This is a genomic window from Streptomyces sp. NPDC005775 (assembly GCF_042871565.1).
Lineage (GTDB): Bacteria > Actinomycetota > Actinomycetes > Streptomycetales > Streptomycetaceae > Streptomyces.
In genome coordinates, this window is sequence record NZ_JBIAIU010000002.1 from 125,624 (window position 1) to 142,534 (window position 16,911).

Here is a 16,911-nt window from a genome sequence, read left to right on the forward strand (position 1 = left end):
TCTGAAGGGGCGCGCGGAGTCCGCGCGCCCCTTCAGCACGCCGGCAGGCGGCTGAGCGCGTCCTCGGCCGCCTCGCCGAGACGGGCGTGGGGCAGGGCCGCTTCCAGGACGGAGCGGGCCCGCGCGTCGCCGAGCCGCCCGAGGCCCTCGACGCAGGCCAGCGCCACCCGCCAGTGCGGCTCGTCCGGCCCCAGCAGCCGGGAGAGGGTGCGCATGAGCGCGGGCACGGACTCCGGGGCCCGCAGCTCGGTGAGCAGGCGGACCGGGTGGAGGGCATAGGCGGTGCGCAGGCTGTTGGTGGCGAGCGCCGCGGCCGCCCGCGGGGTGCGGGGGTCGCCGAGGCGGGCCAGGGCGTGGGCGGCGCCGACGCAGCGTTCCGGGTCGCGGTGGTTGAGCAGGAGCACCAGCGTCTCGAAAGCGCGGCGGTCGCCGCCGCACCCGAGCCGGAACGCGGCGATCTCGCGCGCCCAGAGCGGGCGTTCGCGCTCGATGAGCACCTGGGCCAGTTCCTCGTCGTCATCGGTGACGAGCAGTCTGCGGTAGGCCGCCGACTCCCCCGCCTCGTCCGCCAGCCGGTGCGTCAGTGACCGGTACTCCTCGTCCATGACCGTCAGCGTATCGGTGGACACGCAGCGTGGCGGAGTGGACTTCGGATGTGAGGGGGGCCACAACAACCGAGGGCTGGCGCGCTCGTTACTCGCCGGTTAGCCTCAAGTGAGCGGGACACTCCCCCGCCGGTTCGGGTGGCCTGGTGACGCAGCCACCCGGAGTGTTTGTCGGTTCGGCAGCTTTGCGAGACGTGACTCCGGGACAGAGTCCGTCGCCCCTTCCCGGTCCCGGCGTGTGCTTCGCGCCCGGGGCCTGAGCACCACGACAGGCAATTCCCGCACGCCCCACGCCGGTCGGGCCCTTCGGCCCCTCTCATCGGCCGCGCGCTCCGTGCGTCCCTCAGTCGTCACTCATCCCTGGAGTCCCGTGATGGACATCCCGTTCAGCACCATTGCCGTCGTCGGCCTCGGCACCATGGGTACCGGCATCGCCGAGGTCCTGGCCCGCGCCGGCCGCGAAGTCATCGGCATCGACGTCGATGACGCGGCCGCCCGCCGGGCCGTCGCCTCTCTGGAGGCCTCCACCGCCCGCGCCGTGGAGCGCGAGCGGATCACGGAGGAGGAGCGGCGTGACGCCCTCGCCCGGTTCCGCGCCTTCTCCGACCTCCAGGCCGCGGCCGAGGCGGAGCTGGTCATCGAGGTCGTGCCGGAGACGTACGAGATCAAGCAGCAGCTCTTCCGCGAGCTCGACGCGATCGTCTCGCCCACCGCGATCCTCGCGACGGGCACGAACGCCCTGTCGGTGACCCGCCTCGCGGCGGAGTCGCAACACCCGGAGCGGGTCCTCGGGCTGCACTTCTTCAATCCGGCGCCGGCGATGAAGCTGGTCGAGGTGGTCTCCTCGGTGCTGACCGCGCCGCCGGCCGTCGAGGCCGTCACCGCGCTCGCCCGGGAACTGGGCAAGGAGCCGGTCGCGGTCGGTGACCGGCCCGGGTTCGTCGCCGACGGTCTGCTGTTCGGGTACCTCAACCAGGCCGCGGCCATGTACGAGGCCAACTACGCCTCCCGCGAGGACATCGACGCGGCGATGAAGCTGGGCTGCGGTCTGCCGATGGGCCCGCTCGCGCTGCTGGACCTGATCGGCATCGACACCGCCCGTACCGTCCTCGAGGCGATGTACTCCGCCTCGCACGACCGGCTGCACGCTCCGGCACCCGTCCTGGGCCAGCTCGGCGCGGCCGGGCTGACCGGCCGCAAGTCGGGCCGGGGCTTCTACACGTACGCGGAGCCGGGCAGCCAGACGGTGGTGCCGGACGCGCTGACTCCGGCCGAGGACGCCGGGGCGGGCGCGGGCCGCACGGTGCGTTCGGTGGGGGTCGCGGGCTCCGGGACGATGGCTTCGGGGATCGCGGAGGTCTTCGCGAAGGCCGGGTACGACGTGGTGCTCGCCGCGCGCAGCCAGGAGAAGGCGGACGTCGCCAAGGCCCGGATCGCGAAGTCGCTGGAGCGGTCGGTCACCAAGGGGCGCCTGACGGCCGGGGCCCGGGACGAGACCCTCGCCCGGATCACCGCGGCGGGGTCGCTGGACTCCTTCGACGGAGTCGATCTCGCCGTCGAGGCCGTCGCCGAGGACCTGCTGGTCAAGCAGCAGCTGTTCGCCACCCTGGACAAGGTGTGCAGGCCGGGCGCGGTGCTCGCGACCACCACCTCCTCGCTGCCCGTCGTCTCGATCGCCCGGGCCACCTCGCGGCCCGAGGACGTCATCGGGATGCACTTCTTCAATCCCGCACCGGCCATGAAGCTGGTCGAGGTCGTCCGTACGGTGCTCACCGCCGACGATGTGCACGCCACGGTCCGCGAGGTCTGCGGGAAGGTGCGCAAGCACCCCGTGGACTGCGGGGACCGGGCCGGGTTCATCGTGAACGCGCTGCTGTTCCCGTACCTCAACAACGCGATCAAGATGGTCGAGGAGCACTACGCGACCCTCGACGACATCGACGCCGCGATGAAGCTGGGCGGCGGCTACCCGATGGGGCCCTTCGAGCTCCTGGACGTCGTCGGGCTCGATGTCTCGCTCGCCATCGAGAAGGTGCTGCACGGGGAGTTCCGTGATCCGGGCCTCGCCCCCGCACCGCTCCTGGAGCATCTGGTGGCCGCGGGCTGCCTCGGCCGCAAGACGGGGCGCGGCTTCCGCGAATATGCCCGCCGCTGAGCCGGAACGCTGGGGCGGGCTGCTCGGCCCTTCGGGCGGCCCGCCCCCACAGGCGCGCTCTCCTGCACCGATGCAGTACGTTCACACCATGTCCCAGCCCGCCAGGTCCCCCCGTGTGTCCGCCGCGCCCGACGTCCCGGAGAGTGCCGCAGGCACCCGCGCCGCCGCCCAACGGCTCAAAATGCGCCGCGAACTGGCCGCGGCGGCGATGGAGCTCTTCGCCACGAAGGGGTACGAGGCGACGACCGTCGACGAGATCGCCGGTGCGGCGGGCGTCGCCCGGCGGACGTTCTTCCGGCACTTCCGGTCCAAGGAAGAGGCCATCTTCCCGGACCACGACGACACCCTCGTACGGGCCGAGGCGGTCCTGAACGCCGCCCCCGCGCACGAGCACCCGCTCGACACGGTCTGCCGCGGCATCAAGGAAGTCATGCGGATGTACGCGGCGAAGCCCGCGGTCTCCGTGGCCCGGTACAAGCTGACCCGCGAGGTGCCCACCCTGCGGCAGGCCGAGATCGCGTCGGTGGCCCGCTACGAGCGGCTGTTCACGCGCTATCTGCTGGGCCACTTCGACGAGCGCGACCACCACGCCGGCAACGACGATCCGCTGCTGGCGGAGGTCGCCGCGTCCGCCGTGGTGACCGCTCACAACCATGTGCTGCGGCGCTGGCTGCGCGCGGACGGCCAGGGCGACGTGGAGGCGCAGCTGGACCTCGCGTTCGCCATCGTCCGTGACACGTTCGGGACCGGGATCGGCGCGGGCCGGACCGCCGGGACCGAACCGGCGAAGCCGCCGGCCGCCTCGGTGAGCACCGAGGGCGAGGTCCTGGTGGCCGTGGCCCGTACCGACGCGCCGCTGGACGAAGTGATGCGCACGATCCAGCAGGCCCTCAAGGAGCGCTGAGGGGCCCTGCGGCCCCCGGCGCCCACCTTTTCGGGCGACTTCAGAGGGCCTCGCCGGTCTGCCACGGCGGCGGCGCGGAGCCCTCGCTCCAGGCTGTGAGCGCCTCCCCGTCCAGGCACAGGATCCCGCACTGCTCCGCGTAGTCCAGAGCGGGGCCTGTGTACTCGCTGGTGGTGACGCAGACGGCGATCTCCGCCTCGTGCACGGCGTAGCAGGTTCCGCCGAATCGCTGGAGGTCCTGGGAGCCGACTTTGTTGGCGGGGCCGTAGTACTTGCACTGGACGACCAGGCGCCGTCCGTCCGGGGCCGTCGCGATCACGTCCGCCCCCAGATCACCCGCTCCGCCCACGACCTGCACCTCGGAGCACCCGTCCCGCTCGCAGAGCGCGGCGATCGCCTCCTCGAAACCGTCGGGGTCCAGGGCCGCGTAGTCCGCGGGCTCCTCCTCAAGCTCCGCGGGCTGTGCCTCCTCGGGCTCCACCGGGACCAGCTCCGGTTCGGCCAGGACAACCGTGCGGGCGATGCCGTCGTCGCGGGGATGGCCGACCGGCTCGGGGGGCAGGCCCGAGGGCTCCCGGGGCGGGTCGAAGAGTTCGCGGGCGGCCTCGGAGAGCGGACCGCGCCCTCTCGGCGGTCTGCGGCGCGGCCTGCGGAGGTACAGGAGCAGGGCGCCCGCCGCGCCGAGGGCCGCGACCGGCACCACGGCCACCGGATGCGTGGACACGCCCTCCCACACGGTGCGCACCGCCAGCCACCCACCGCAGATCAGCAGGGCGACGGCGCCGAAGCCGAAAGCGGTCCTGCGCACGCTGAAGGCCTTCCTGTACCTCTCGGGACCCCGCTCTCGCACCGGTGCCGTCATCCGCGTCGCCCCGCCTGTCCGGATATGAGTATTCCAAGATCATTCATCTCTGCCGTCTGCCCCGCTCCGGGGGATCCAACGGCCGTGAAATGCGGTTGCCGGAGCCGGGGTCCGGTGCTGTGGTGTGCGGATGAACGATCGAGCTACCGCACACCGTGAAGAGCTGCTGGCCGTCTTCGACCGCGAGATGCGCGAGCGGGCCCGGCCGGACGGCCCCGGTGTCCGCGTCGAGCGCGCCGGCGACGTCGTACGGCAGGTGGGCACCGGCCACGACTGGAACGGGGTGGTCTGGTCGTCGCCGGATCTGGACTCCGTACGGGCGGACGCGGCGATCGCCGCGCAGGTGGCCCACTGCACCGGGCTCGGGTACGGGGAGTTCGAGTGGAAGCTGTACGAGCACGACCGGCCGGCCGACCTGGGGGCGAGACTGCTGGCCGCCGGATTCGTGCCCGAGGCTCCGGAGACCCTCCTCGTGGCACCGGTCGCGGAGCAGCCCCTGACCGTCCGGCTCCCGGAGGGCGTCCATCTGCGCACGGTGCGCGACGAGGCGGATGTGGAGCTGATGGCCCGGGCGCACGAGCAGGCCTTCGGCTCGGACGGGTCCAGGCTGCGCCACCAGGTGCTGGCCCGCCTGAAGGAGGACCCGGAGCATTTCGTGGGGGTGCTGGCCATGGCGGGCGACGAGCCGGTGAGTTCCGCCCGGATGGAGCTGTACCCGGGCACGGGCTTCGCCGGGCTGTGGGGCGGCGGCACGGTCGAGGCGTGGCGCGGCCGAGGCGTCTACCGGGCGCTGATCGCCCACCGGGCGGGTATCGCCGCCGAGCGCGGCTACCGGTACCTCCAGGTCGACGCGACCGAGGACAGCCGTCCGATCCTCCAGCGCCTCGGGTTCACAGCCCTGGGCACGACGACGCCGTACGTCTACCGCCCCGCCTCCTGACCGCCCAGGGAGGGGCACATCGCAGCAAAACGCCTGCCGTGTTGCTCATGCGTGGCACCCGGATGACAATTGAGGGAAATTGCTGGCACCCAGTGCCTTGCCAGCTGTCACGGAGTGCCATACGTTGAAGTCGTCCGGGCGGCCGGCGTGCTGAGACCTCACGTACGCCGGCTGTCCCCGCAAGCCAGGTGCCTGCGCGCCCGGACGCCTGCGTCACAGGCAAACCCTTCTGCTCCACAGAGCAAGCAGCACAAGCACCACCCGCCGAACCGACGGCACACCTCCACGCAACACCGCTCCCCCTGCTCCGCAGGACCCTCAAGCGTTCCCTCAGACGCCGCACCACCGGAGGCACACCGTGAAGGAAATCCTGGACGCGATCCAGTCGCAGGACAGCAGCGCCGCAGACTTCGCGGCCCTGTCCATCCCCGATTCGTACCGCGCGGTGACCGTGCACAAGGACGAGGCCGAGATGTTCGCCGGCGTCGCCAGCCGCGACAAGGACCCGCGCAAGTCGCTCCACGTCGAGGACGTCGCGGTGCCGGAGCTCGGCCCGGGCGAGGCCCTGGTGGCGGTCATGGCCAGCTCGGTCAACTACAACTCCGTGTGGACGTCGATCTTCGAGCCCGTCTCGACCTTCGGCTTCCTGGAGCGCTACGGAAAGCTCAGCGACCTCAGCAAGCGCCACGACCTCCCGTACCACGTCATCGGCTCCGACCTGGCGGGCGTCGTCCTGCGCACCGGCCCCGGCGTCAACGCCTGGAAGCCCGGCGACGAGGTCGTCGCGCACTGCCTCTCGGTCGAGCTGGAGTCCTCGGACGGCCACAACGACACGATGCTCGACCCCGAGCAGCGCATCTGGGGCTTCGAGACCAACTTCGGCGGCCTGGCGGAGATCGCACTCGTCAAGTCCAACCAGCTGATGCCGAAGCCGGATCACCTCAGCTGGGAGGAGGCGGCGGCTCCCGGACTCGTCAACTCCACCGCGTACCGCCAGCTGGTCTCGCGCAACGGCGCCGGCATGAAGCAGGGCGACAACGTCCTCATCTGGGGCGCGAGCGGCGGACTCGGCTCCTACGCCACGCAGTTCGCCCTGGCCGGCGGCGCCAACCCGATCTGCGTCGTCTCCAGTGACCAGAAGGCGGAGATCTGCCGGAAGATGGGCGCCGAGGCGATCATCGACCGCAACGCCGAGGGCTACAAGTTCTGGAAGGACGAGCACAACCAGGACCCGCGCGAGTGGAAGCGCTTCGGCAAGCGCATCCGTGAACTGACCGGTGGCGAGGACGTGGACATCGTCTTCGAGCACCCCGGCCGCGAGACCTTCGGCGCGAGCGTGTACGTGACCCGCAAGGGCGGCACGATCGTCACCTGCGCCTCCACCTCCGGCTACAACCACGAGTACGACAACCGCTACCTGTGGATGTCGCTCAAGAAGATCGTGGGCTCGCACTTCGCCAACTACCGCGAGGCGTGGGAGGCCAACCGCCTGGTCGCGAAGGGGAAGATCCACCCGACGCTGTCGAAGGTCTACTCCCTGGAGGACACCGGCCAGGCCGCGTACGACGTCCACCGCAACCTCCACCAGGGCAAGGTCGGCGTCCTGGCACTGGCTCCCACCGAGGGCCTGGGCGTGCGGAACACGGAGCTGCGCGAGCAGCACATCGACGCCATCAACCGATTCCGGGACATCTGACATGACCGGCCGTCAGAAGGACCGCCCCTGGCTCATGCGGACGTACGCCGGTCACTCGACCGCCGAAGCGTCCAACGAGCTCTACCGGCGCAACCTCGCCAAGGGCCAGACGGGTCTGTCGGTCGCCTTCGACCTGCCGACCCAGACGGGTTACGACCCCGACCACGTCCTCGCCCGCGGCGAGGTCGGCCGGGTCGGCGTGCCCGTCTCGCACCTCGGCGACATGCGGCGGCTGTTCCAGGACATCCCCCTGGAGCAGATGAACACCTCGATGACGATCAACGCCACCGCGATGTGGCTGCTGGCGCTCTACCAGGTCGTCGCCGAGGAGCAGGGCGCCGACGCGGACAAGCTGCAGGGCACCACGCAGAACGACATCGTCAAGGAGTACCTCTCGCGCGGGACGCACGTCTTCCCGCCGGGGCCCTCGCTGCGGCTGACCACCGACATGATCACGTACACGGTCGGCCGCATCCCGAAGTGGAACCCGATCAACATCTGCAGCTACCACCTGCAGGAGGCCGGGGCCACCCCGGTCCAGGAGATCGCGTACGCCATGTCGACGGCGATCGCCGTGCTCGACGCGGTCCGCGACTCCGGGCAGGTGCCCGAGGAGAAGTTCGGCGACGTGGTCGCCCGCATCTCCTTCTTCGTGAACGCGGGCGTCCGCTTCATCGAGGAGATGTGCAAGATGCGCGCCTTCGGCCGCATCTGGGACCGCGTCACCCGCGAGCGCTACGGCATCACCGACGCCAAGCAGCGCCGCTTCCGCTACGGCGTCCAGGTCAACTCGCTCGGCCTGACCGAGGCGCAGCCGGAGAACAACGTCCAGCGCATCGTGCTGGAGATGCTGGCCGTCACCCTCTCCAAGGACGCCCGCGCCCGCGCCGTGCAACTGCCCGCCTGGAACGAGGCGCTGGGGCTTCCCCGGCCCTGGGACCAGCAGTGGTCGCTGCGCATCCAGCAGGTCCTCGCCCACGAGAGCGACCTGCTGGAGTACGAGGACATCTTCGCGGGTTCGCACGTCATCGAGGCCAAGGTGGACGAGCTGGTCACCGAATCGCTCGCCGAGATGGACCGGATCGAGCAGATGGGCGGCGCCATGGCCGCCGTCGAGTCCGGCTATCTGAAGTCCGAGCTGGTCTCGTCGCACGCCGCCCGGCGCGCCCGGATCGAGGGCGGCGAGGAGAAGATCGTCGGCGTCAACATCTACGGGACGACCGAGCCCAACCCGCTCACCGCCGACCTCGACGCCGCGATCATGACGGTCGACCCGGCGAACGAGGCCCGGGTCGTCGCCGCGCTCCACGAGTGGCGCGACAACCGTGACGAGCCCCGCGCCACCGAGGCGCTGGCCGCGCTGAAGAAGGCCGCCGCGGGCACCGAGAACATGATGGAGGCGACCGTCGAGTGCGCCCGCGCGGGCGTCACCACCGGCGAGTGGTCCTGGGCCCTGCGCGACGTGTTCGGCGAGTTCCGCGCACCGACCGGGGTGTCGTCCGCCCCGGTCGCGGTGACCGCTGAGGCGGGCACCCCGCTCGCCGTCGTACGCGAGAAGGTCGCCCGGACCGCCGGGGAACTGGGCGCGGGCCGGCTGCGGCTGCTCGTGGGCAAGCCCGGTCTCGACGGGCACTCCAACGGGGCCGAGCAGATCGCCGTACGCGCCCGTGACGCCGGCTTCGAGGTCGTCTACCAGGGCATCCGCCTCACGCCCGAACAGATCGTCTCGGCTGCCGTCTCCGAGGACGTGCACTGCGTCGGCCTGTCGATCCTGTCCGGCTCGCACGCCGAGCTGGTGCCGGACGTACTGAACCGGCTGCGCCGCACCGGCGCCGGCGACATCCCGGTGATCGCGGGCGGGATCATTCCCCCGGCCGACGCCGAGGCCCTGATCAAGGCCGGTGTCGCCGCCGTATTCACCCCGAAGGACTTCGGCATCACGGAGATCATCGGCCGTATCGTCGACGAGATCCGGAAAGCGAACAAGCTCGACCCTCTGGAGGTCCCCGCATGACCACGCCCGTGAACCGCCCTCCCGTCTCCCACCACCACCCTCAAGAGACGTCCCCGCGGGACGGCACCTCACGTCTGCGTCCGCGCCGCTCCTGCCTGGCCGTGCCCGGCTCGAACCCGCGGTTCCTGGAGAAGGCCCAGGGCCTCCCGGCGGACCAGGTCTTCCTGGACCTGGAGGACGCCTGCGCGCCGCTCGCCAAGGAGGGCGCCCGGCACCACATCGTCGACGCGCTGAACAACGGCGACTGGACGGGCAAGACCCGGGTCGTGCGGGTCAACGACTGGACGACGCACTGGACGTACCGCGACGTCATCACGGTCGTCGAGGGCGCGGGGCCGAACCTCGACTGCATCATGCTGCCGAAGGTCCAGGACGCCCAGCAGGTCGTCGCGCTGGACCTGCTGCTCACCCAGATCGAGAAGACGATGGGCTTCGAGGTCGGGAAGATCGGCATCGAGGCGCAGATCGAGAACGCCAAGGGCCTCGTCAACATCGACGACATCGCCGCCGCCTCTCCCCGCCTGGAGACCCTGATCTTCGGCCCGGCCGACTTCATGGCGTCGATCAACATGAAGACCCTGGTCGTCGGCCAGCAGCCGCCCGGGTACGGCGCGGACGCGTACCACTACATCCTGATGCGCATCCTGATGGCGGCCCGTACGCACGACCTCCAGGCGATCGACGGCCCGTTCCTCCAGATCCGCGACGTGGACGCCTACCGCGAGGTCGCCGGCCGTGCCGCAGCGCTCGGCTTCGACGGCAAGTGGGTGCTGCACCCCGGTCAGGTCGACGCGGCCAACGAGGTGTTCTCCCCCGCGCAGGAGGACTACGACCACGCCGAGCTCATCCTCGACGCCTACGACTGGTGCACCTCCGAGGAGGGCGGCAAGAAGGGCTCCGCGATGCTCGGCGACGAGATGATCGACGAGGCCAGCCGCAAGATGGCCCTGGTCATCGCGGGCAAGGGCCGTGCAGCCGGCATGCAGCGCACCTCCAAGTTCGAAGCGCCGGAGGCCTGATCATGCAGTTCGGACGCACGTACGAGGAATTCGAGGTCGGTGCGGTCTACAAGCACTGGCCCGGAAAGACCGTCACCGAATACGACGATCACCTTTTCTGCCTGCTGACCATGAATCACCACCCGCTGCACATGGACGGCAACTACGCCGAGAAGACGACCGACTTCGGCAGGAACGTTGTCGTCGGCAACTACATCTACTCGCTGTTGCTGGGCATGTCGGTCCCGGACGTCTCCGGAAAGGCGATCGCCAATCTGGAGGTCGAGTCACTGAAGCACGTGGCGCCGACCTTCCACGGCGACACGATCTACGGCGAGACCACCGTTCTGGACAAGACGCCGTCACGGTCCAAGAGCGACCGCGGAATCGTTTATGTGGAGACCAAGGGCTACAAGCAGGACGGCACGCTCGTCTGCGTGTTCCGCCGCAAGGTCATGGTTCCCACCGAGACGTACATCAAGGAGCGGGGCGGCGAGCAGCCCGGCCGCCCGGAGCTGAAGCAGCCTTCGCCTTCGCAGAAGAACGTGGAGAAGTAGCCATGACGCGACTCGCCCAGACGGCCGGTCTCAACGACGTCCAGCAGGAAATCCTCTCCACGGTCCGGGATTTCGTCGACAAGGAGATCATTCCGGTCGCGACCCAGCTGGAGCACCGCGACGAGTACCCGTCCGAGATCGTCGAGGGGCTCAAGGAACTCGGCCTGTTCGGGCTGATGATTCCCGAGGAGTACGGGGGTCTGGGTGAGTCGCTCCTCACGTACGCGCTGTGCGTGGAGGAGATCGCCCGCGGCTGGATGAGCGTGTCGGGGATCATCAACACGCACTTCATCGTGGCGTACATGCTCAAGCAGCACGGCACGCAGGAGCAGAGGGACACCTTCCTGCCCCGGATGGCGCTGGGCGAGGTCCGCGGCGCCTTCTCGATGTCCGAGCCGGCGCTGGGCTCCGACGTCTCGGCGATCAGCTCCAAGGGCGTCAAGGACGGCGAGGAGTACGTCCTCGACGGCCAGAAGATGTGGCTGACGAACGGCGGCACCTCCTCGCTCGTCGCGGTCCTGTGCCGGAGTGACGAAGGACACCCCGAGGGCACACCGCCGCACAAGTCGATGACGACCTTCCTGGTGGAGAAGGAGCCCGGATTCGGCGAGGTCCGGCCCGGTCTCACCATCCCGGGAAAGATCGACAAGATGGGCTACAAGGGCGTCGACACCACCGAACTCATCATGGACGGACTACGCATTCCGGCCAATCGTGTGCTGGGCGGCACCACGGGCCGAGGGTTTTACCAAATGATGGACGGAGTGGAGGTCGGCCGCGTGAATGTGGCTGCGCGTGGTTGCGGCGTTGCGCAGCGTGCATTCGAACTGGGTGTTTCCTACGCGCAGCAGCGCAGCACCTTCGGAAAACCGATCGCCCAGCACCAGGCGATCCAGTTCAAGCTGGCCGAAATGGCCACCAAGGTCGAGGCCGCGCATGCGATGATGGTAAATGCAGCGCGCAAAAAGGACTCCGGGGAGCGAAACGACCTGGAGGCAGGGATGGCGAAGTACCTCGCCTCCGAGTACTGCAAGGAAGTCGTCGAGGACGCCTTCCGTATCCACGGCGGTTACGGCTTCTCCAAGGAGTACGAGATCGAGCGCCTCTACCGTGAGGCCCCGATGCTGCTGATCGGTGAAGGTACCGCCGAGATCCAGAAAATGATCATCGGGCGCCGACTCCTCGAGGAGTACCGCTTGCAGGGGTGATTGTCCCTTTCGAGGTGATTTAGCCGCGAAGAAGATCACACCCTGTCATCCTCATCCGGTGCCTTCCAGACGTCCGACTCGGCTGCTGGCTTGCCCAGTTGCGGTCCGCAACCGATAACATCGCCGGAAAAGCCGCCGTCCCCCGTTGCCAGCGCGGCATCATCCGCTACGAAGGTCATCCATGCCCGACAGCCTTACCTCTGCACCACGCGGCGGGGTCCGCCTCGCACGCGGAGCTTCGCCGTGGCTCCTGCCGACCGTCGCCACCGCCGCACTCAGCCTGTCCCGCGCCCGCAAGTCCGGGCGCTGGGCGGCGGTGGCCGTGCCCACCACCGCGCTCGCGGCGGGCATGCTGTGGTTCTTCCGCGACCCCGAGCGCGAGATCACCCAGGGGCGCGTCATCTCACCGGCCGACGGCGTGGTGCAGAGCATCATGCCGTGGAAGGACGGACGCACCCGCGTCGCGATCTTCATGAGCCCGCTGAACGTGCACGTCAACCGCGCACCGCTGGCCGGCACGGTGACATCGGTGGAGCACATCCCCGGTGGGTTCGTCCCGGCGTTCAACAAGGAGAGCGAGAACAACGAGCGCGTTGTCTGGCACTTCGACACCGAGCTCGGTGACATCGAGATGGTGCAGATCGCAGGTGCGGTCGCCCGTCGCATCGTCCCCTACCTCCCGCAGGGCACGAAGGTGGACCAGGGCGAGCGCATCGGCCTGATCCGCTTCGGCTCCCGGGTCGACATCTACCTTCCGGAAGGTATCGATGTCGCGGTCGAGGTCGGCCAGGCCACCACCGCGGGGGTGACTCGAATTGACCGTGATTGATCCCGACACACAGGCCGGCTGGGTGCCGGAGGCCGACGCCGAGGACGACGCCGAGGACATGCCGCTCTCGATGCGGCTGTCGATAGCGGACACCCTCACTCTCGGTAACGCCACGTGCGGATTCATGGCGGTGTACTTCACCACCACGGGGATCCTCATCCCGCACCTCACGGGCAGCGACGAGAGCGGCATGGCGCGGCACTCCGCGGCCACCGCCGTGATCCTCATGCTCATGGCAGCCATCTTCGACCTGTTCGACGGACTCGTGGCCCGCAAGCTGCGTTCCTCGCCGATGGGTGCCGAGCTGGACAACCTCTCGGACCTGGTCAGCTTCGGGCTCGCCCCGGCGTACTTCGTCCTCGTGTACGGCATGGTCGCGGACGACGCACACCAGCGGGTCTCGGCGCTCGCGGCGATCGTGGTGCTGCTGGCGGTGGTGCTCAGGCTTGCGCGCTTCTCCTGCGTGACGCTGAAGGACGGCATGTTCCAGGGCATGCCGAGCCCCTTCGGAGCGCTCACGGTCATCTCGATCGTGCTCCTGGAGCTGCCCTTCGTGCCGACGCTGCTCGCGATCATCGGAGTGGCGTGGCTGATGGTCAGCCGGGTCGAGTACCCGAAGCCGCGGGGCGTCCTCGCGGTGGCGATGCTCGGCTGGATCGTGGCCGCGATGGGTCTGCTGGCCGCGTGGGCGTTCGACGCCCCGGGCGGTCAGCTCCTGCTGCAGACCGGCTGCGCGCTCCAGGTGGTCCTGGGGGCGGTCATCCCGCTCTTCGCGACCGCCCGCCGGGTGAACACCTTCCGCGACAACCGACGCGAGGCACGGGCAGCCCAGCTCCCGTAGTCACGTACCGCACAGCATGCACGAGGGCCCGGATGCTCCCCAGCATCCGGGCCCTCGTGCATGCCTGTCCCGGCTTCGTCGGCACGTCGGATCGACGGCGGGAAAGCAGTCGCCACATTCCGGGCCGCGCAGATCTGCTGTACCCGAGGGCGACTCCCCCTTCAGCTCGTCCTTCGGTTCCGGATTCTCCCGGGGAATTCACCGCTATGCGGACGGTCGCCTTTCCGCTTTCGCGTTCTCGGGTGGCGGTCGGGCACCCGGACGCCATTTCCGCACCATTCCGCTCACGGCCGCGTGAGAGTGTCCGGATAGGTCGGCCGAAGGCCATGGCGGATCCGATCGGTGCCATTGCATCCGAACCGGTTGACGCCGGTCAGCAGACCTCGTGACCGTTCTCTTCGGCGATGCGATCGGCGTCTGCGTGCAGCCGGTCCGCGCCGGTCGCGGCCGCGGTACGGAATGCCGTCCGGGTTCCGCTTGAGCCCCTGCCCCGGTGCCTGGGGAAACCTCGCCGGTATGGCGAATCTGCTGTGCCGCAGCCGGGCCCGATAAGGCGAACAGCGTGACACCGGCTGACCGCGCGTTCCTCACGGCTCCCCTTCGCCCGCGACTGAAGGACTCCATTACCTGTCGTCTTTCGGGTGCGGAGTGGAAAAGGCGTAGAGCGCGCCCGAGCCCTTGCGCGTGAAGCCGGCGCACCGGCGCACTGGGGACCGCGGGGGCGGCACCCTCGAGCCCGCAGGCCGAGGAGGCCCGACCAACCCGCCCAGAACACCAGATTCTCACAGCGTTTCGTCGCGAATTTGAGCATCGCAAGCAGAATCTTGCGCAGCAGCGTGGACTTCCTTGCGTCACTGCTCCTAGCCTGTGGGCGTCCGAAGAGCCCCCACGAGCCGCAAGGACGACTGAAACGTGACCCCACCACCCCGACGCCAGTTGCTCAGACGATCCATATCCGCCTCTCTCTCGCTGGCGATCGCCGCGTTCGGCACCGCCGCCGCCGTTGTCCTGTCCAGCGCGCCCGCCGCCCAGGCTGCGGGTGTGCCCGCCCCCTCGCCGGTGGCGGTCCCCGGTCGCGGTGCGACCGTTCCGTTCAAGGAGCAGGAAGCCGAGTACGCCGCCACCAACGGCACGCTGATCGGCCCGAACCGCCTGTACGGCACGCTGCCCTCGGAAGCCTCGGGCCGGCAGGCCGTGACGCTGGACGCGGTCGGCGAGTACGTGGAGTTCACGCTCACCGCGCCCGCGAACGCCATGTCCTTCCGGTACTCGCTGCCGGACAACGCCGGCGGATCGGGCCGGGACGCCTCGATCGACGTGCGGGTGAACGGCGCTTCGCCCAAGGCGGTGCCGGTCACCTCGAAGTACGGCTGGTACTACGGCGGCTACCCGTTCAACAACAACCCGGGCGACACCAACCCGCACCACTTCTACGACGAGGCCCGCACCATGTTCGGGTCGACCCTCGCGGCCGGTACGAAGGTCCGGCTGCAGGTCTCGTCCACCGCCGCCTCCCCGTCGTTCACCATCGACCTGGCGGACTTCGAGCAGGTGGCCGCGCCCATCGCCAAGCCCTCTGGCTCCCTCGACGTCGTCGCCGACTTCGGTGCCGACCCGACCGGGGCCGCGGACTCGACCGCCAGGATCCAGGCGGCCGTGGACGCGGGCAAGGCGCAGGGCAAGGAGGTGTACATCCCGCAGGGCACCTTCCAGGTCCGCGACCACATCGTCGTGGACAAGGTCACGCTGCGCGGCGCCGGTCCCTGGTACTCCGTCCTGACCGGGCGCGACCCCTCGAACCGGAGCAAGGGCGTCGGCGTCTACGGCAAGTACGCCGGGGAGGGAGGCAGCAGCAACGTCACGCTCAAGGACTTCGCCATCATCGGCGACATCCGGGAGCGGGTGGACAACGACCAGGTGAACGCCATCGGCGGCGCCCTGTCGAACTCGACCGTCGACAACGTCTGGATGCAGCACACCAAGTGCGGCGCCTGGATGGACGGCCCGATGGACAACTTCACCATCAAGAACAGCCGCATCCTGGACCAGACCGCGGACGGTGTGAACTTCCACTACGGCGTCACGAACTCCACCGTCACCAACACGTTCGTCCGCAACACCGGTGACGACGGTCTGGCGATGTGGGCGGAGAACGTCCCGAACGTGAAGAACAAGTTCACGTTCAACACCGTGGTCCTGCCGATCCTCGCCAACAACATCGTCACGTACGGCGGCAAGGACATCACCATCTCCGACAACGTCATGTCGGACACCATCACCAACGGCGGTGGGCTGCACATCGCCAACCGCTACCCGGGCGTCAACTCCGGTCAGGGCACCGCCGTCTCCGGTACGACCACGGCAGCGCGCAACACCCTGATCCGTACCGGCAACAACGACTACAACTGGCAGTTCGGCGTCGGCGCGATCTGGTTCAGCGGGCTCAACGAGCCGATCAACGCCACGATCAACATCTCCGACACCGAGATCCTGGACAGCTCCTACGCCGCGATCCACCTCATCGAGGGTGCGACGAACGGGCTGCACTTCGACCACGTCAGGATCGACGGCACCGGCACCTACGCCCTTCAGATCCAGGCACCGGGCACGGCCACCTTCACCGATGTCGTGGCCACGCACATCGCCCAGTCCAACCCGGTCCACAACTGCGTGGGCAGCGGCTTCCGCATCACCCGGGGCTCCGGGAACTCCGGCTGGTACGCCGATCCGCCGGCCTGCACCGGCACCTGGCCGGCCCCGGTGTGGACCAACGGCGGGGTGCCCGGTGGCGGCACCGGCCCGACGGACCCCACCGACCCGCCGACCGACCCGACCGACCCGCCCACCGACCCGCCGGCCGAGACCGGGAACCTCGCCCAGGGCCGTAACGTCACCGAGTCCGGCCACGCGGACGTGTACGGCGCTTCCAACGCCGTGGACGGCAACGCGAACACCTACTGGGAGAGCACCAACCACGCGTTCCCGCAGACCATCACCGTGGACCTGGGCGCGGCCAAGGCGGTCAAGCGCCTGGTCCTGAAACTGCCCCCGGCGGCTGCCTGGGCCACCCGCACGCAGACACTGAGCGTGTCGGGCAGCACCGACAACAACAGCTTCAGCTCACTCAAGGCATCGGCGGGCTACACCTTCGATCCGTCGAGCGGGAACCGGGCGACCGTCACCCTGCCGGGCACGCCTTCCCGCTATCTGCGGCTGACGTTCACCGGCAACACGGGCTGGCCGGCCGCGCAGCTCTCGGAACTGGAGGCCTACACCAGCTGATCCGGACACACCCCCGGGGC

At 69.4% G+C, this 16,911-nt stretch carries 14 protein-coding genes; 11 read left to right on the forward strand and 3 right to left on the reverse strand.

Features of this window, described 5'->3' with window-relative positions; translation table 11 throughout:
* Positions 1 to 32: 32 nt before the first annotated feature.
* The gene (locus tag ACFYPA_RS04260) at positions 33 to 605 is read right to left on the reverse strand and encodes an adenylosuccinate lyase (RefSeq protein WP_359317790.1); all 573 of its coding nucleotides are present in this window, start codon (positions 603 to 605) and stop codon (positions 33 to 35) included.
* A gap of 373 nt (positions 606 to 978) precedes the next feature.
* Between ACFYPA_RS04260 and ACFYPA_RS04265 the strand changes: the two genes are divergently transcribed.
* Together ACFYPA_RS04265 and ACFYPA_RS04270 are read left to right on the forward strand one after the other, a co-directional pair.
* Positions 979 to 2,760, forward strand: coding sequence for a 3-hydroxybutyryl-CoA dehydrogenase (locus ACFYPA_RS04265; protein WP_359317787.1), 1,782 nt, complete (start codon positions 979 to 981; stop codon positions 2,758 to 2,760).
* Between the two features lie 88 nt (positions 2,761 to 2,848).
* A complete protein-coding gene (locus ACFYPA_RS04270; protein WP_359084683.1) occupies positions 2,849 to 3,664 on the forward strand; it encodes a TetR family transcriptional regulator in 816 nt (271 codons plus the stop codon).
* A 40-nt stretch (positions 3,665 to 3,704) separates the two neighbouring features.
* Here the strand turns inward: ACFYPA_RS04270 and ACFYPA_RS04275 are convergent, their stop codons facing one another.
* On the reverse strand, positions 3,705 to 4,526 hold the full coding sequence (locus tag ACFYPA_RS04275) for a restriction endonuclease (protein WP_359084685.1): 822 nt from the start codon (positions 4,524 to 4,526) through the stop codon (positions 3,705 to 3,707).
* A 130-nt stretch (positions 4,527 to 4,656) separates the two neighbouring features.
* On the opposite strand from ACFYPA_RS04275, the gene ACFYPA_RS04280 reads away from it, so the two are divergent.
* The 6 genes from ACFYPA_RS04280 (at position 4,657) to ACFYPA_RS04305 (ending at position 11,939) form a co-directional block, all read left to right on the forward strand.
* Complete coding sequence (locus ACFYPA_RS04280) at positions 4,657 to 5,466, forward strand: GNAT family N-acetyltransferase (protein ID WP_389129392.1); 810 nt, start codon at positions 4,657 to 4,659, stop codon at positions 5,464 to 5,466.
* Between the two features lie 358 nt (positions 5,467 to 5,824).
* Positions 5,825 to 7,162, forward strand: a complete 1,338-nt coding sequence (gene ccrA, locus ACFYPA_RS04285) for a crotonyl-CoA carboxylase/reductase (protein ID WP_359317782.1) — start codon at positions 5,825 to 5,827, stop codon at positions 7,160 to 7,162.
* Position 7,163: 1 nt separating this feature from the next.
* Positions 7,164 to 9,176 carry a protein meaA gene (locus ACFYPA_RS04290; protein WP_359084690.1) on the forward strand — a complete coding sequence of 671 codons (2,013 nt, stop codon included), beginning with the start codon at positions 7,164 to 7,166 and terminating at the stop codon, positions 9,174 to 9,176.
* Positions 9,173 to 10,195, forward strand: a complete 1,023-nt coding sequence (locus ACFYPA_RS04295; RefSeq protein ID WP_359084691.1) for a CoA ester lyase — start codon at positions 9,173 to 9,175, stop codon at positions 10,193 to 10,195. Before ACFYPA_RS04290 ends, ACFYPA_RS04295 begins: the two co-directional genes overlap by 4 nt.
* A 2-nt stretch (positions 10,196 to 10,197) precedes the next feature.
* Positions 10,198 to 10,731, forward strand: coding sequence for a MaoC family dehydratase (locus tag ACFYPA_RS04300; RefSeq protein WP_359084692.1), 534 nt, complete (start codon positions 10,198 to 10,200; stop codon positions 10,729 to 10,731).
* Between the two features lie 2 nt (positions 10,732 to 10,733).
* Entirely contained in the window at positions 10,734 to 11,939 is a 1,206-nt protein-coding gene (locus ACFYPA_RS04305; RefSeq protein ID WP_359084693.1) for an acyl-CoA dehydrogenase family protein, read from the forward strand.
* A 35-nt stretch (positions 11,940 to 11,974) separates the two neighbouring features.
* Here the strand turns inward: ACFYPA_RS04305 and ACFYPA_RS04310 are convergent, their stop codons facing one another.
* Entirely contained in the window at positions 11,975 to 12,118 is a 144-nt protein-coding gene (locus ACFYPA_RS04310; RefSeq protein WP_359352246.1) for a hypothetical protein, read from the reverse strand.
* 2 nt (positions 12,119 to 12,120) lie between these two features.
* Between ACFYPA_RS04310 and ACFYPA_RS04315 the strand changes: the two genes are divergently transcribed.
* The 3 genes from ACFYPA_RS04315 (at position 12,121) to ACFYPA_RS04325 (ending at position 16,891) form a co-directional block, all read left to right on the forward strand.
* Positions 12,121 to 12,768: a phosphatidylserine decarboxylase gene (locus tag ACFYPA_RS04315; RefSeq protein ID WP_359317776.1), complete on the forward strand. Its 648-nt coding sequence runs from the start codon at positions 12,121 to 12,123 to the stop codon at positions 12,766 to 12,768.
* Positions 12,755 to 13,609 (forward strand): CDP-diacylglycerol--serine O-phosphatidyltransferase, encoded by an 855-nt coding sequence (gene pssA / locus ACFYPA_RS04320; protein ID WP_359084695.1) that lies wholly within the window; start codon positions 12,755 to 12,757, stop codon positions 13,607 to 13,609. Before ACFYPA_RS04315 ends, pssA begins: the two co-directional genes overlap by 14 nt.
* A 912-nt stretch (positions 13,610 to 14,521) precedes the next feature.
* Entirely contained in the window at positions 14,522 to 16,891 is a 2,370-nt protein-coding gene (locus ACFYPA_RS04325) for a discoidin domain-containing protein (RefSeq protein WP_389129399.1), read from the forward strand.
* The last annotated feature ends 20 nt before the right edge of the window (positions 16,892 to 16,911 follow it).

Bases quoted from the DNA above. Each gene is read 5' to 3' on its own strand.
- ACFYPA_RS04260 (WP_359317790.1), bottom strand. From the start codon at position 605: ATGGACGAGGAGTACCGGTCACTGACGCACCGGCTGGCGGACGAGGCG.
- ACFYPA_RS04265 (WP_359317787.1), top strand. From the start codon at position 979: ATGGACATCCCGTTCAGCACCATTGCCGTCGTCGGCCTCGGCACCATG.
- ACFYPA_RS04270 (WP_359084683.1), top strand. From the start codon at position 2,849: ATGTCCCAGCCCGCCAGGTCCCCCCGTGTGTCCGCCGCGCCCGACGTC.
- ACFYPA_RS04275 (WP_359084685.1), bottom strand. From the start codon at position 4,526: ATGACGGCACCGGTGCGAGAGCGGGGTCCCGAGAGGTACAGGAAGGCC.
- ACFYPA_RS04280 (WP_389129392.1), top strand. From the start codon at position 4,657: ATGAACGATCGAGCTACCGCACACCGTGAAGAGCTGCTGGCCGTCTTC.
- ACFYPA_RS04290 (WP_359084690.1), top strand. From the start codon at position 7,164: ATGACCGGCCGTCAGAAGGACCGCCCCTGGCTCATGCGGACGTACGCC.
- ACFYPA_RS04295 (WP_359084691.1), top strand. From the start codon at position 9,173: ATGACCACGCCCGTGAACCGCCCTCCCGTCTCCCACCACCACCCTCAA.
- ACFYPA_RS04300 (WP_359084692.1), top strand. From the start codon at position 10,198: ATGCAGTTCGGACGCACGTACGAGGAATTCGAGGTCGGTGCGGTCTAC.
- ACFYPA_RS04305 (WP_359084693.1), top strand. From the start codon at position 10,734: ATGACGCGACTCGCCCAGACGGCCGGTCTCAACGACGTCCAGCAGGAA.
- ACFYPA_RS04310 (WP_359352246.1), bottom strand. From the start codon at position 12,118: ATGACCTTCGTAGCGGATGATGCCGCGCTGGCAACGGGGGACGGCGGC.
- ACFYPA_RS04315 (WP_359317776.1), top strand. From the start codon at position 12,121: ATGCCCGACAGCCTTACCTCTGCACCACGCGGCGGGGTCCGCCTCGCA.